Source organism: Enterobacillus tribolii, from assembly GCF_003363015.1.
Classification (GTDB): domain Bacteria; phylum Pseudomonadota; class Gammaproteobacteria; order Enterobacterales; family Enterobacteriaceae; genus Enterobacillus; species Enterobacillus tribolii.
The window spans coordinates 518,457-533,272 of the sequence record NZ_QRAP01000001.1 but is presented as its reverse complement, the minus strand read 5'-3'; the positions used below and the strand labels follow the sequence as shown (position 1 = coordinate 533,272).

The 14,816-nt window shown below is 55.1% G+C and carries 17 protein-coding genes and 1 other annotated feature; of the genes, 4 read left to right on the top strand and 13 right to left on the bottom strand.

Annotation, left to right across the window (positions count from 1 at the left end):
- From arnB to thrS, 12 genes are all read right to left on the bottom strand, one after another.
- Positions 1–1,140 carry a UDP-4-amino-4-deoxy-L-arabinose aminotransferase gene (arnB, locus tag C8D90_RS02315; protein WP_115456791.1) on the bottom strand — a complete coding sequence of 380 codons (1,140 nt, stop codon included), beginning with the start codon at positions 1,138–1,140 and terminating at the stop codon, positions 1–3.
- Positions 1,141–1,433: 293 nt separating this feature from the next.
- Positions 1,434–2,195 (bottom strand): vitamin B12 ABC transporter ATP-binding protein BtuD, encoded by a 762-nt coding sequence (gene btuD / locus C8D90_RS02310; protein ID WP_115456790.1) that lies wholly within the window; start codon positions 2,193–2,195, stop codon positions 1,434–1,436.
- A complete protein-coding gene (btuC, locus tag C8D90_RS02305) occupies positions 2,196–3,215 on the bottom strand; it encodes a vitamin B12 ABC transporter permease BtuC (RefSeq protein WP_115457236.1) in 1,020 nt (339 codons plus the stop codon).
- Between the two features lie 7 nt (positions 3,216–3,222).
- On the bottom strand, positions 3,223–3,429 hold the full coding sequence (gene dsrB, locus C8D90_RS02300) for a protein DsrB (RefSeq protein WP_115456789.1): 207 nt from the start codon (positions 3,427–3,429) through the stop codon (positions 3,223–3,225).
- A gap of 171 nt (positions 3,430–3,600) precedes the next feature.
- The gene (gene ihfA / locus C8D90_RS02295; RefSeq protein ID WP_004089944.1) at positions 3,601–3,897 is read right to left on the bottom strand and encodes an integration host factor subunit alpha; all 297 of its coding nucleotides are present in this window, start codon (positions 3,895–3,897) and stop codon (positions 3,601–3,603) included.
- A 4-nt stretch (positions 3,898–3,901) separates the two neighbouring features.
- Positions 3,902–6,289, bottom strand: coding sequence for a phenylalanine--tRNA ligase subunit beta (gene pheT / locus C8D90_RS02290; RefSeq protein ID WP_115456788.1), 2,388 nt, complete (start codon positions 6,287–6,289; stop codon positions 3,902–3,904).
- 14 nt (positions 6,290–6,303) lie between these two features.
- The gene (gene pheS, locus C8D90_RS02285; RefSeq protein WP_115456787.1) at positions 6,304–7,287 is read right to left on the bottom strand and encodes a phenylalanine--tRNA ligase subunit alpha; all 984 of its coding nucleotides are present in this window, start codon (positions 7,285–7,287) and stop codon (positions 6,304–6,306) included.
- 128 nt (positions 7,288–7,415) lie between these two features.
- Positions 7,416–7,541 (bottom strand) — a sequence feature (Phe leader region).
- A complete protein-coding gene (gene pheM / locus C8D90_RS21925) occupies positions 7,492–7,536 on the bottom strand; it encodes a pheST operon leader peptide PheM (RefSeq protein ID WP_106120997.1) in 45 nt (14 codons plus the stop codon). (Overlaps the previous feature by 45 nt.)
- Positions 7,542–7,670: 129 nt before the next feature.
- Complete coding sequence (gene rplT, locus C8D90_RS02280; RefSeq protein WP_038626360.1) at positions 7,671–8,027, bottom strand: 50S ribosomal protein L20; 357 nt, start codon at positions 8,025–8,027, stop codon at positions 7,671–7,673.
- 43 nt (positions 8,028–8,070) lie between these two features.
- On the bottom strand, positions 8,071–8,268 hold the full coding sequence (rpmI, locus tag C8D90_RS02275; RefSeq protein WP_115456786.1) for a 50S ribosomal protein L35: 198 nt from the start codon (positions 8,266–8,268) through the stop codon (positions 8,071–8,073).
- Positions 8,269–8,372: 104 nt separating this feature from the next.
- Entirely contained in the window at positions 8,373–8,915 is a 543-nt protein-coding gene (gene infC, locus C8D90_RS02270; RefSeq protein WP_115456785.1) for a translation initiation factor IF-3, read from the bottom strand.
- Between the two features lie 3 nt (positions 8,916–8,918).
- The gene (gene thrS / locus C8D90_RS02265) at positions 8,919–10,847 is read right to left on the bottom strand and encodes a threonine--tRNA ligase (protein WP_115456784.1); all 1,929 of its coding nucleotides are present in this window, start codon (positions 10,845–10,847) and stop codon (positions 8,919–8,921) included.
- A 349-nt stretch (positions 10,848–11,196) separates the two neighbouring features.
- Here thrS and C8D90_RS02260 point away from each other — a divergent pair, with 349 nt between their 5' ends.
- The 4 genes from C8D90_RS02260 to C8D90_RS02245 all read left to right on the top strand — a co-directional run bounded on the left by C8D90_RS02260 (position 11,197) and on the right by C8D90_RS02245 (position 12,860).
- The gene (locus C8D90_RS02260; protein WP_230472930.1) at positions 11,197–11,649 is read left to right on the top strand and encodes a cupin domain-containing protein; all 453 of its coding nucleotides are present in this window, start codon (positions 11,197–11,199) and stop codon (positions 11,647–11,649) included.
- 165 nt (positions 11,650–11,814) lie between these two features.
- On the top strand, positions 11,815–12,060 hold the full coding sequence (locus tag C8D90_RS02255; RefSeq protein WP_115456783.1) for a biofilm development regulator YmgB/AriR family protein: 246 nt from the start codon (positions 11,815–11,817) through the stop codon (positions 12,058–12,060).
- A 242-nt stretch (positions 12,061–12,302) separates the two neighbouring features.
- On the top strand, positions 12,303–12,491 hold the full coding sequence (locus tag C8D90_RS02250; protein ID WP_115457234.1) for a DUF1482 family protein: 189 nt from the start codon (positions 12,303–12,305) through the stop codon (positions 12,489–12,491).
- A 120-nt stretch (positions 12,492–12,611) separates the two neighbouring features.
- A complete protein-coding gene (locus tag C8D90_RS02245; RefSeq protein ID WP_115456782.1) occupies positions 12,612–12,860 on the top strand; it encodes a DUF1480 family protein in 249 nt (82 codons plus the stop codon).
- A gap of 30 nt (positions 12,861–12,890) precedes the next feature.
- On the opposite strand, the gene mrdA is transcribed toward C8D90_RS02245, so the two are convergent.
- On the bottom strand, positions 12,891–14,804 hold the full coding sequence (gene mrdA, locus C8D90_RS02240) for a penicillin-binding protein 2 (protein WP_115456781.1): 1,914 nt from the start codon (positions 14,802–14,804) through the stop codon (positions 12,891–12,893).
- Between the last annotated feature and the right edge of the window lie 12 nt (positions 14,805–14,816).

The window sequence follows — 14,816 nt, the reverse complement described above, 5'->3', positions numbered from 1 at the left end:
TTAAAACTCCAGAATGTCGGACAAGGCTTCAACCACCCGATCAACATCACTGTCCTTCATATCGGGGAAAAGCGGCAGCGTCATCAGCCGGGCGGAGTTCCATTCCGTGTTCGGCAGGCTGAGCCGGGGATAACGTTCGCGGTAATATTTTTGCGTATGCGCCGCGCGGAAATGCAGACCCGTGCCGATCCCCCGCTCTTTCAGGCGCTCCATCAGCGTATCGCGGTTCATGCCGCAACGCGTTTCATCAACCCGCACCATAAACAGGTGCCAGGCATGAAGGTGAGTATAGTCAGGTACGCTGAGCGGCAGCAGCGGAGCGCCCGCCAGCGCCGCTTGGTAGCGGGCGACCAGCTCCCGACGGCGCGCGTTGATCTGCGGCAGCTTCGCCAGTTGCACCAGGGCGATGGCGGCGTTGATATCCGCCAGATTGTATTTAAAGCCTGGCGTCACCACCTCGGCCTGCGGTTTGCGCCCCTGGATCTGGCGATCGAAAGCGTCAACGCCAAGGCCGTGAAACTTCAGGCTGCGCACGCGGGCGGCAAGCGCATCGTCGTCGGTGGCGATCAGGCCGCCTTCGGCGCAGGTCATGTTCTTAATCGCATGGAAGGAAAAAACAGAGGTGCCGCGTTCGCCGATCCACTCGTCGCCGTAGCGGGTGCCGACCGCATGCGCGGAGTCTTCGATCAGCGCGATGCCGTATTTTGCGGCAATGGCGCGCAGCGCGCTGAGATCTGCCGGCGCACCGGCGTAATGCACCGGAATAATGGCTTTGGTGCGCGGCGTAATCGCCGCTTCGACCTGCTCCGGAATCACCATCAGGGTATCGCGCTCGACGTCCACCATCACCGGTTCCGCCCCCAGCAGGGTAATCATATTGAGCGTAGACACCCAGGTCTGCGACGGCGTAATCACCTCATCGCCCGGTCCGATGCCCAGCGCCATCAACGTGACGTGCATACCACCGGTGGCCGAACTGACCGTAATGGCGTGACGGCAGCCGAAGGTTTGGCAGAATGTCTCTTCAAGTCGCTGATTCTGAGGGCCGGTCGTTATCCAACCGGAACGTAATACGTCGCCCACGGCCGCAATTTCTTCTTCACCAATTGCAGGGCGTGAGAAAGGGAGGAAATCATCCATTCGGTAATCTCGGTCAAATGATACATCACAGGTGGCCGCGTAATTCCGGGCCGATGCTGACTGTCTCAGAATAATTTATACGCGGCAGCTTAATGATGGAAGCTTAATTTAACCTTAAGATAAATAACGGATAAACGATAAGGAAAAACCAGATTAGCACTCTAAATTCATAACGTTAACTTTATAACGCCACACTCATTCAACACTTAAATGAATAATAAACGAAAGTGAAATTGTTCAGGAATTCGCTTGCTATTCAAAGCAGGGTTATTGAATTTTCGCGGTGAATTACTTTATCCATATAATAACCAGCGTTTATCGCCATTTTCTACCTGCGTAAATGACATATTAAATAATCGCGATAAGTTATCCGGCACCATAATATTTTCAGTGGCTCCCTGAGCCATCAGTACCCCGTTTTTCAGCATCCATACCCGCCGGGCATGATGCAACGTATGGTTGATATCGTGCGCGCTGGCGATCACGCTAATCCCGCTGCCCACCAGATATTCAATCAGGCCATCCACCGCCGCCTGTTGCGCGATGTCCAGGCTGGCCATCGGCTCATCCAGCAACAGCAACCGCGCGCGCGCGTTCAGCGCCGGCCAGATCTGAAGACAAACCGCGGCGATGCGTACCCGTTGCCATTCGCCGCCCGAGAGCTGAGACAGCGGACGCCGCAGCTTATCCTCCAGCATCAGCGCATGACACAGAAACCCTATCGCGTCGTCCAACGCTTCCGGCAATGCCGCCGGCGGCTGATGCAGGGAAAGGTACTGAAACACCGGCATTAACGCGCCCGGCATCACCTGCTGCGGCAAATACGCCCGTCGTTGCGCCAGCGCGCCGGCGGTAAACGCCGTCAGCGGGCGCCCTTCCAGCGTGATTTCCCCCTCGCCGGCCATAATACCCGCCAGGCAGGACAACAACGTGCTTTTCCCGGCGCCGTTGGGGCCAATAACATGAATCAACTGCCCGGCCGGAACCTCGGCGCAAAACGACGTCAGCCGCCCGCCGACGGACAATCCGCATACCTTCAGTACCGGCAACGTCATCTACCCGCCCCTCATTTTCTGACGCAGCAGCATCCAGATAAACAACGGTGCCCCCAGCGAGGAGGTCACCACGCCGATGGGCAGTTCGGCGGAAGCCAGCGTCACGCGCGCCAAAACGTCCGCCAGCAGTAAAATCCCAGCCCCGGCCAATGCGCTGGCCGGTAACAACGTGCGGTGATCGGTAAATCCCGCCAGGCGCAGCATATGCGGGATCACCAGCCCCACGAAGCCGATAACGCCCGCCAGCGCCACGCTGACGCCGGCCAGCCAGCCCACTGCGGCCACCAGCAAATTACGCCACAGCACCAGAGGCAGCCCCAACTGACGCGCCGGAATTTCCCCCAGCGCCAGCAAGTTAAGGCGTTTTCCCTGCATAACCAGCCACAACAACACCGGCCACAGCGCCAGGATCAGCCACTTCTGACGCCAGTCCACACCGCTGAATCCGCCCATCAGCCAATACATCAGCTGACGCAAATCCAGGCTGCTGCTGAAATAGACCGCCCACGTCATCACCGCGCCGCAGGCGATACCCAACGCAACGCCAATCAGCAACAGCCGGGCATTGTTTAATAAATAACGGCGGCTGAGCGCCAGCAGCAGGCAGGTCACCGCCAGCGCCCCCAGAATCGCGCAGCCGCTCAGCACCCAAACGGGTAACAAACCGTGCCCGGCCAGCACCGCCAGCACCAGCGCCACGCCAGCGCCGTTGGACACACCAAGCAACCCCGGTTCAGCCAGCGGATTATCAAACTGCGCCTGCATCACCACTCCGGCCACCGCCAGCGCGGCACCGGCCGACATCACGGCCAGCGCGCGCGGTAAACGCAGCTGCCAGATAAACAACTGCGCTTCGTCGCTGCCCCAATACGCGGGCCACAGCCAGCGCTCCCCGGCACACAACGCCACGCCCAGCGCCAGAAGTAAAAACAGCGCCAGCCACGCCAGGCGATGCCGGTCATGACGGCGTTGCCGTTGTTCCAGCGCGCTGAAATTGACCGGCGACTGCGCCGCCGGCACGTTTTTTTCAGCCCGCATCCGCACCGGAATCCAGCGGTTCGATGAAGGTTCCGTCTTTGCTATCCGCTTCATTGAAAAACCAGACGCCATTGGGGTAGTCATCCAGCGCAACCAAATACATAACGCCTTCGCTGAACACCTCTACTTCGAGAACCCGCCCGATGCGGCGCGGGCCGCCATCGGTTTTAACGCTCACCCGATCGTTGACTTTCATTTTCTGACCTTACAACCTCTGACCTGACTACGCCGTATGATAACCGGATACGTTCTTCCGGCTCACCCACGCAGGCCATATAAGCACTCTCCGCCGCACCCGGAAAACGCGGCACAGCAGGATAATGACAAGAAAAAGGCCGCCCGCGGGCAGCCTTTTTTACTCAAGCGATCACTCTTTCGGCGTCGCGTTCTCGACCCGGCTTTTCAGCTTCTGGCCTGGGCGAAAAGTTACCACCCTCCGCGCCGTAATGGGAATGTCTTCCCCTGTTTTCGGGTTACGACCCGGACGTTGGTTTTTATCCCGCAGGTCAAAATTCCCGAAACCGGAAAGCTTAACTTGTTCACCATTTTCTAACGCACGCCGAACTTCTTCAAAGAAGATCTCGACGAGGTCTTTGGCATCACGTTTGCTAAGCCCAAGCTTTTCAAACAGATGTTCAGACATTTCAGCTTTTGTAAGCGCCATAGGTTCAATCCCTCAAGGATGCTTGGAATCGCTGTTTTAATGCCTCTACACATTTGGCGACGGTAGCGGCAATCTCCTCTTCTTCCAGTGTACGGGTGGTTTCTTGCAGCACCAGACTGATAGCGAGGCTCTTACAACCCTCCGCTACACCCTTCCCACGATACACGTCAAATAAGTTTACGCCAACTATCTGATTTACGCCAACTTTCCTGCACTCGGCCAAAATATCTTCTGCCGGCACGTTTTCAGCCACCACAACCGCAATGTCGCGGCGGTTTGCCGGGAAGCGTGAAACCTCGCGCGCCTGCGGCACGGCACGTTTTGCCAACGCCTGCCACTCGACTTCAAACACCACGGTACGGCCGTTCAGATCCAGCTTACGCTCCAGTTCAGGATGAATAACACCAATAAAACCAATGCGTTTATCTTTCAGATAAATCCCAGCACTCTGTCCGGGATGCAGCGCCGGGTTAGCTTCCGCACGGAATTCGATATCTGCGACGCGGCCGGTCAGCTCGATAATCGCTTCCAGATCGCCCTTCATATCGAAGAAATCCACGCCCTGACGCGCCAGATCCCAATGTTCTTCGTAGCGGTTACCGGCCAGCACGCCGGCCAGCATGAGATCCTGACGGATACCCAGATCGGCTGATTCATCAGGGACAAATCGTAACCCGCTTTCGAACAGGCGCACGCGCGATTGCTGACGGTTTTGGTTGTAGACCACCGCCGACAGCAGGCCGCTCCACAGCGACAGGCGCATGGCCGACATTTCCACCGAAATCGGGCTGGGCAGTATCAGCGCCGCTTCCGCCGGATGCAGCAAAGACTGAACCTTGGGATCGACGAAGCTGTAGGTGATGGCTTCCTGATAACCGCGGTCAACCAGCAGCGTTTTCACCCGCTTGAGCGACAGGTTCGCTTCACGGTGTGAGGTCATGATGAGATCGGCCTTAACCGGCACGTCGGGAATATTGTTGTAGCCGTAGATGCGGGCTACTTCTTCCACCAGGTCTTCCTCAATCTCCATGTCGAAACGCCAGCCCGGCGCCAGTGCGGTCCAAACGCCGTTGCTGAACGTGGTCTGGCAACCCAGGCGGGTCAGGATATCGGTAACCTGTGCATCACCGATATGGTGGCCGATCAGGCGATCGAGCTTTTCACGATGCAGGGTGATGGTGGCGCGCTTCGGCAACTCGGCCTCATGGGTAGCATCAATCACCGGGCCAGCCTCACCGCCGCAGATGTCCAGCAGCAGGCGGGTGGCGCGCTCGATGGCCTGACGTTGCAGAGCCGGATCGACGCCGCGCTCATAGCGATGGGAAGCATCGGTATGCAGACCATGACGACGGGCACGCCCTACGATAGCCAGCGGGTTGAAGAAGGCGCTTTCCAGCAGCACGTTTTGCGTCTCGCCGTTTACGCCGGAGTGCTCGCCGCCGAAAATGCCGCCCATAGCCAGCGCTTTTTGATGATCGGCAATCACTAAGGTATCGGACTTCAGCGTGGCTTCGTTGCCGTCCAGCAGCGTCAGCTTTTCGCCCTCTTTCGCCATGCGCACCACGATGCCGCCTTCAAGACGATCGAGGTCGAAGGCGTGCATCGGCTGCCCCAGCTCCAGCAACACGTAGTTAGTCACATCAACCACCGCGTCGATAGAACGGATACCGCAACGGCGCAGTTTCTCTTTCATCCACAGCGGCGTCGGCGCCTTAACATTGATGCCTTTCACTACGCGCCCCAGATAACGCGGGCACGCCTGCGGCGCTTCCACACGGATCGGCAGCGTGTCGCTGATGGTCGCCGGAACGTCATCCATCACCGGTGCGTTGAGCGGCAAACTGTTCAGCACGGAAACGTCGCGCGCGATCCCGCGGATACCCAGGCAATCTGCACGGTTCGGCGTTACGCTGATTTCAATCGTGTTGTCGTCAAGCTTCAGATATTCGCGCACATCAGTGCCGATCGGCGCATCCGCCGGCAGTTCGATAATGCCGCTGTGATCGTCGGAAATACCCAGCTCGGAGAAAGAGCACAGCATGCCTTCCGAAGGCTCGCCGCGCAGCTTCGCCGCCTTGATTTTAAAATCGCCCGGCAGCACCGCGCCAACGGTGGCGCAGGCCACTTTCAGCCCTTTACGGCAGTTGGGCGCGCCGCACACGATGTCCAACAGCGCTTCGCCGCCAACGTTGACCTTGGTGACGCGCAGCTTATCCGCATTGGGATGCTGCCCGCATTCAACCACTTCCCCCACGACCACGCCGTGGAACGCGCCGGCGACCGGCTCCACGCCGTCCACTTCCAGGCCGGCCATGGTAATTTGCTCTGACAGAGCGTCGCTGCTGATGGCAGGGTTAACCCACTCACGCAACCAGAGTTCACTGAATTTCATGTGTTAATCCCGCCTTACTTGAACTGTTTGAGGAACCGTAAATCATTTTCGAAAAATGCGCGTAAATCGGTGACGCCGTAACGCAGCATGGTTAAACGCTCCATACCCATACCGAAAGCAAAGCCGGAGTAAACTTCCGGATCGATGCCAACGTTACGCAGCACGTTCGGATGCACCATGCCGCAGCCCAGCACTTCCAGCCACTTGCCGTTCTTGCCCATGACGTCCACTTCCGCAGAAGGTTCGGTAAACGGGAAATAGGACGGACGGAAACGGATCTGCAGGTCTTCTTCAAAGAAGTTGCGCAGGAAATCGTGCAGGGTGCCCTTCAGGTTGGTGAAGCTGATGTCTTTATCCACAATCAGCCCTTCCATCTGATGGAACATCGGGGTGTGGGTCTGATCGTAGTCGTTACGGTAAACGCGGCCCGGTGCAATGATACGGATGGGCGGCTGCTGCCCTTTCATAGTACGGATCTGAACGCCGGAGGTTTGGGTACGCAGCAGACGGGTAGCATCGAACCAGAAAGTATCGTGATCGGCGCGTGCCGGGTGATGGGCAGGAATGTTCAGGGCATCGAAGTTATGGTAGTCATCTTCAATTTCCGGACCGGTTTCCACCGCGAAGCCCAGCTCGCCGAAGAAGGTTTCAATACGTTCGATGGTACGGGTCACCGGATGCAGGCCGCCGTTCTCCATGCGGCGTCCCGGCAGGGAGACATCGATAGTCTCCTGCGCCAGACGCGCGTTAAGCACCGCGCTTTCCAGATCGTTCTTACGGGCGTTCAGGATGTCCTGAACCTCCTGCTTGGCCTGGTTAATCACGGCACCCGCAGCGGGACGCTCCTCTGCGGGCAAGTCACGCAGTGACGTCATCTGCATCGTCAAGTGGCCTTTTTTACCCAGGTACTCGACGCGCACATTATCCAGCGCGGCAATGTCCTGGGCATTCTCTACGGCTGCCTTTGCCTGGGCAACCAACTCTGCGAGATGTGGCATTGCTTTCCTCTTATTCCAGCCTGTCTGGCCCGGTAGTGTAGTTATCAAATGGAGTAATCACCGTTCAGCATTAGTGTAATGCGTGAACCATTTCCTGCGTAACGCCGGCCGCAGCGGCCCGTGATACGAAAAAAAAAGCCTCCACGAGGGAGGCTTTCAGCGCTACTTTCCGTTTCTTCTCTTACGCGCAAAGCCCCCCTGATATCAGGCGCTAAAGTAAAAAAAGAAACGGAAAATAGCAGCGTTCATGCTTGCGTTACCTTGACTAAGTGAAACGGCAGAGACCTATTGAAAAGCTTAGCGCGGGGAAAGTCAATATAAAATCAATGATTTCCCTGTTGCTCATAGCAAAAGAGGGAGCCAGGCTCCCTCTTTTATCTGACTTACGCCAGAGCAGATTTCGCTTTTTCGACCAGTGCGCTGAACGCAACTTTGTCGAATACCGCGATGTCAGCCAGAATCTTACGGTCGATTTCAATAGAGGCTTTTTTCAGGCCATTAATGAAACGGCTGTAAGAGATACCGTTCTGACGGGCAGCAGCGTTGATACGTGCGATCCACAGCTGACGGAACTGACGCTTACGCTGACGACGGTCACGGTAAGCATACTGTCCTGCTTTGATCACTGCCTGGAAGGCAACACGATATACGCGCGAACGGGCACCGTAGTAACCTTTCGCCTGCTTCAAAATTTTCTTGTGACGTGCACGTGCAATCACACCACGTTTTACGCGAGCCATATGCTCTCTCCTAAAGTCTTATTCTTGATTCAAAAAAGGTTACTTATGCGTACGGCAGGCACGCTACGACCAGGCCCAGATCTCCTTTGGAAACCATGGACTTCGGACGCAGATGACGCTTACGCTTGGTAGATTTTTTGGTCAGAATATGACGCAGGTTCGCATGTTTACGCTTAAAGCCGCCACCGGCGGTCTTTTTGAAGCGCTTGGCCGCGCCACGCACAGTTTTAATCTTAGGCATTTCTTTCTTCCACTTCGCATTGTTAATTACAACGAATCAGTGAGGCGAATAAAAACCACGCCACCGGCGAGAACCGGCGGCGCGGCTGCTATTACTTGATAGCCTTACTGTTTCTTCTTGGGAGCGAGCACCATGATCATCTGACGGCCTTCGATCTTCGATGGGAAGGATTCGACTACTGCCAGTTCACTCAGATCTTCTTTCACGCGGTTAAGCACTTCCATACCGATCTGTTGGTGCGCCATTTCACGACCGCGAAAACGCAGCGTGATTTTGGCTTTATCGCCATCTTCCAGAAAGCGAATCAGGCTGCGGAGTTTTACCTGATAGTCGCCATCATCGGTACCAGGACGGAATTTAATTTCCTTAACCTGGACAACTTTTTGCTTCTTCTTCTGCTCTTTAGTGGCCTTACTCTTCTCATAGAGGAATTTGCCGTAATCCATAATACGACAAACCGGCGGTTCGGCATTCGGACTGATTTCGACTAAGTCGACGCCTGCTTCCTCAGCCTTTTCAAGAGCTTCTCTCAGACTGACAATACCAATCTGCTCGCCGTCAATACCTGTCAGACGAACCTCTTGGGCGCGGATCTCTCCGTTAATACGGTTGGCTCGCGCCGGTTGAACTCGTTTTCCGCCTTTAATACCTTATTCCTCCAATTGGTGAAGACTACGGCTGCGAATCTCGTGCAGCAGCTTTTCGATCACGTCGCTGACGTCCATCGTTCCCAGGTCTTTACCGCGGCGGGTGCGTACGGCCACTTTACCGGACTCCACCTCTTTATCGCCACAAACCAACATGTAGGGAACACGTCGTAAAGTGTGCTCGCGGATTTTAAAGCCAATCTTCTCGTTTCTCAAGTCTGATTTAGCACGAATTCCCGCAGCCTGTAACTTACGGGTCAGTTCGTCCACATAATCAGCCTGCGCATCGGTGATGTTCATAATGACGACCTGCACCGGCGCCAGCCAGGTTGGGAAGAACCCGGCGAACTCCTCGGTCAGGATACCGATAAAGCGCTCCATCGACCCAAGGATAGCACGGTGAATCATTACCGGCGTCATGTGTTCGTTATTTTCGGCCACATAGGACGCGCTCAGGCGGCCCGGCAGCGAGAAATCAAGCTGTACGGTCCCGCACTGCCAGGCGCGATCCAGGCAGTCATACAGGGTAAACTCGATCTTCGGCCCGTAGAAGGCGCCCTCGCCCGGCTGGAAGTCAAACTCAATGCCGTTTTCCTTCAGCGCTTCGGCCAGATCCTCTTCCGCACGGTCCCAGATAGCATCGCTGCCGATGCGTTTTTCCGGACGCGTGGAAAGTTTCACCGCGATTTTCTCAAAGCCGAAGGTGCTGTACAGATCGTACACCATTTTAATACAACTGTTCACTTCCTGACGAATTTGATCTTCGGTACAGAAAATGTGAGCGTCATCCTGCGTAAAGCCACGTACGCGCATCAGGCCATGCAGCGAACCTGACGGCTCGTTACGGTGGCAACTGCCGAACTCGGCCATGCGCAGCGGCAGGTCACGGTATGATTTCAACCCCTGGTTGAAAATCTGCACGTGTCCCGGGCAGTTCATCGGCTTGATGCAGTATTCACGGTTCTCGGAAGACGTGGTGAACATCGCGTCACGGTAGTTTTCCCAGTGACCGGTTTTTTCCCACAGCACGCGGTCCATCATGAACGGACCTTTCACTTCCTGATACTGATACTCTTTGAGCTTCATGCGCACGAACGCTTCCAGCTCGCGGAAAACCGTCCAGCCGTCGTTATGCCAGAACACCATGCCCGGCGCTTCTTCCTGCATATGATACAGGTCGAGCTGCTTGCCGATTTTACGGTGATCGCGCTTGGCGGCTTCTTCCAGACGGCGCAGATGATCGGCGAGCTGCTTTTTGTCCGCCCAGGCCGTACCGTAAATGCGCTGCAGCATCTTGTTGTTGCTGTCGCCGCGCCAGTATGCGCCGGACGTTTTTTGTAATTTGAAGTGATGGCAGAAGCGCATGTTCGGCACGTGCGGGCCGCGGCACATGTCAACGTATTCTTCGTGGTGATACAGCGCCGGATGATCGTCACGGCTGATGTTTTCATCAAGAATCGCCACTTTATAGGGTTCGTCGCGGGCCACGAACGTGTCGCGGGCCTCCTGCCAACTTACCTTCTTCTTGATAACATCGTAATCTTTTTCAGCCAGCGCATGCATACGCTGCTCCAGCTGATCCATTTCTTCCTGGGTCAGGGGATGATCCAAATCGACGTCGTAATAGAAGCCGTTGTCGATAACCGGACCGATGGCCATTTTGGTATCCGGCCACAGCTGCTTGATGGCATGACCCAGCAGGTGCGCGCAGGAGTGACGGAGAATCTCCAGTCCTTCCTGATCCTTGGAAGTAATGATTGAGACGGTGGCGTCGGTTTCGATCGGATCGCAGGCGTCAACCAGCTCCCCGTTCACTCGGCCGGCAATGCATGCCTTGGCCAACCCCGGTCCGATATCGCGGGCGATATCCATAACAGAAACTGAATGAGCAAAATGACGCTGACTTCCATCAGGAAGAGTAATTACCGGCATGTCGTATTCCTTATCTACAGTGGTGACCCACACGACAGATCACATATAGAAAACAATCAATTAGAATTAATTTTCGGTTACGATTCGCATCTGACTAACATTGTCAGGGTGGTTCGTAACGTTCATTTACAGCGGGGTGCCCGCCTTCGGGCAGCTCCGTCGCCCGCGCCCGATCCGCCACCGAACCGGTCATGGGCCGGAGTATCCTACCACCATTTATCCCCGGCGCGTAACCGCGCAGAGCGCATTTCTTTTGCGGTCATTTGCTCCCCGCAGGCCCAACGTCTACTTTTTACTAACCATTGCCTACATGTTCATCGTCGTTTCATTTGCATGCTGGAGCAGCCGTATGGTTATCTCAAACAGTGCCGTTTTGCCGGGCAAATTGCATTGCCTGATCCCGCTTTCCCCTGACAAAGCCAGAGTTCCCTTTCGCCAGATAAATCAAAGCATTGCCGTAACATCTCTGCTGCGAACCACTACCTCCTGGGACGGTACCCGCTATGCGGGCTACCCTGCCGGCCAGCCCGAAATCACGGTACTGAAAATTACCCTTTCTCCCCACAGTCTGCTGCCCTGGCACATTCACCCCGTACCCAGCGCGGTGTATATCCTCGATGGTGAACTGACGGTCGAAAACCACATCAACGGGGAGAAAATTACGCTCAGAAAGGGAAGCGTGATGCCGGACATGGTAAACCGCATTCACCGCGGATTTACCCGCGACCAGCACGCCTCACTGATCGTTTTTTATGCCGGTTCTCCCGGCATGATATTGACCCAACCCGTCTCCTGTCGTTAAGCGCTGCCATATTAAACCTGCCTTTGCGGCAGGTTTAATATGCGTAAATAATTATTTCCGCATCTATACCCCAGCAAATTTCCCACCAGAAATATGTATAATTTTATTTAAATTTAAGTATATTCCTAAGTGGTGAATAATCACGGATGTTGTAGGGAGAAAATAATGACTGTCAGATATCAGGATGGCAGTGACCAACGAAATTTAATTGATCTGCAGATAAAAGAAGCAGAACAAACGCTCGGCGAGATCGTGGTCAGCCTGTTATGTCATGGCGTAACGGTTTCCAATAAAAATATCCTGCAATCACTGATCAACACGCTTGACGTAGAGCCGGATGAGAAGAAAAAAGCACGGCTGCGCGTTGCGCTGCGTATCGTCACCACTGAGCGGGTTTACTGGACTGACTGAATGCCATATCGTCCGGCGCGTATTTATCGCCGCGCGGCGGTTCCGGCAATTTTATATCCGGATAACGACAACACATCGTTATTTATAGCGTGGTGTCTCAACAAGCGTCAGGCGCACAATACGCCTAAAGCCGGATGACAGAGTACCGTAATGTCGCTATTGTCCTAAACTGGCCGGCGGCCCTTCGCTATCGGGCGAAAAAGCTTTATGATTACGATGAATCCATTTTCCTGGGTATTTTTATGTACGCACTGGTTATGGTGATTTGTTATTTAAACAACGGTTGCGAACAGCTCTACCTGGACGGTTTCGACACCGAAGATCAATGCCTGTACGAAATGCGTGTTCAGCGAATTCGCGACGGCGGCTGCCTGCCGATTGATGACATCTTTGATGATTTCTGGATCCCGGCCCGCAGCTACTATGAGTAGCCGTTTTCTGTTTTTCCCTTTCCCGGCTGGCGTTTTCATCAGCAACTTCTATGATGAATAATGGACAAACTGGTCCAACCTGTCATTTCATCCCCGTTAATCCGGCAAACGAGGTTCAGTATGGGAAAATCCACTGTAAGAATCGGAATCTTTGAGGTTGATGATGCCGAGCTGTCCGCAACGCCTGACCGACAGTTACGCACGCATACGCTGAGCATTCCGTGTAAATCCAATCCCGATCTCTGCATGCAGCTCGACGGTTGGGACGAACACACCAGCGTCCCCGCCACGCTGGACGGTAAAGAATTTACCCTGTTCCGTAATCATTATGATCGCCAGAGTGACGCCTGGATCATGCGCGTGGCCTGAACACGTTAACCCGCTGCGGCGGGTTATTCGTTAATGCGCGTCCCTTTCCTGTTGCAGATTTGCTGAAGGTAATACCGGCGCATCCCCGCCTTTTTCGCCGGAGAAAATATAATCCAATATCGCCCGCGTTACCGGCGCGGCGGACACCCCATCTCCACCGCCGTTTTCCATAATGACGGCAATGGCGACGCGCGGCGCTGAATAAGGCGCGAATGCCGTATAGAAAATATGATCACGCAGGCGCACCGGAATCATCCTGGCGTTATAAACCTGATCGTGCTTCAGCCCGAACACCTGTGAGGTGCCTGACTTCGCGGCGATCTCATACGGCGCGGTATGGAAATATTTATATCCGGTCCCGTTCGGATAATTTGCCATGCCGTACATGCCTTTTTTCACGATTCCCCAAAAAGGCGAGGCGGCGGGAGCCACCTGAAAATGCGCCGTCTGGCGATAAGGCAACACCTGCTTGCCCTGTTTTACCGAATATAACAAATGCGGCGTTTTAACCGTGCCATTGTTAATCAGGGTGGTTAATGCCTTCACCATTTGTATCGGCGTTGCCGTCCAATACCCCTGCCCGATGCCAACGGAGATCGTATCGCCCTGATACCAGGCTTTTTTGTGCACCCTTTCTTTCCAGCTTCGATCCGGCAACACGCCTTTCGCCTCTTCAGACAGGTCAATTCCCGACGACTGACCATAGCCGAAGCGGCTCAGCCAGTAATGAATACGATCAATCCCCATCTCATAGGCCACCTGATAGAAAAAGGTATCTGCCGATTCTTCAATGGCTTTGGTCACGTTCAGCAAGCCATGTCCTGTCTTCAGCCAGTCGCGGTAATGGCGCTCAGTACCGGGCAGCGTCCAGGTCGGCCGCCCGAAGAATGTCGTGGCCGGCGTGATCACGCCGACAAACAGCGCGGAAGCCGCCATATAAGGTTTTACCGTGGAGGCCGGCGGATAGATGCCCTGCGTTACGCGGTTAATCAATGGCAGGTTGGGGTCGCTCAACAGCGCCTGATACGCTTTATAAGAGATACCGTTAACAAACGGGTTTGGGTCGTAGCTCGGGCTGGAGACCATCGCCAGAACGCCGCCATCGCGCGGATCCATCACCACGACCGCCGCGCGCTGACCGTGCAGCAGCGTCATGATGTATTGCTGCAAATGAAGATCAAGCGTCAGGTACAGGTTTTTCCCGGCCTGCGGCGGCGTCTCTTTCAGGTAGCGCACTACCTGGCCGTGGCTATCTACTTCCACTTCCTGATAACCGGTTTTGCCATGCAGCGTGGACTCATAATACTTTTCGATCCCCTGCTTGCCGATATCATGGTCGGCCGTATAGTTTTCTGCCTCCCCGGCGTCATTCAATTGTTTGGCATCGCGGTCGTTAATCCTGGAAACGTACCCCACCACGTGCGCCAAAGCCGCGCCGTAAGGGTAGCTGCGCTCCTGATACGTGCTGACGCTGACGCCGGGAAACGCGAACTGATTGACCGCAAAACGGTCAACCTCCACCTCCGTCAGCCCTTCTTTCAGGGGAACGTCGGCAAACCGGCGCGCGCCCTTCAGCGTATTGCGAAAAGCGGCAATGTCATCAGGCGTTAAGTCCACAATGGGCGTCAGTGCGCGCAGCGTCGCGTCCAGGTCGGGCACTTTGCCCGGCACCAACGTAATCTGGTAGAAGGTCTTATTTTCCACCAGCGGAATCCCGTTCCGATCAAAAATAAGCCCTCTGGCGGGCGCTACGGGCAACATTTTTATGTCATTGGCATCAGAGCGCGTTTGGTATTCCTGATGCTCGACCACCTGCAAGTGGTACAGATTAAGCACCAGTACGCCGAACAGCAGAATAACCAGGATCAGCGCAATCAGGGCGCGGCGGATAAATAAAGCAGTCTCGGCCGGGTGGTCACGGATAATTACGTTCAACGGGGTCATGGGTTGCTCTGC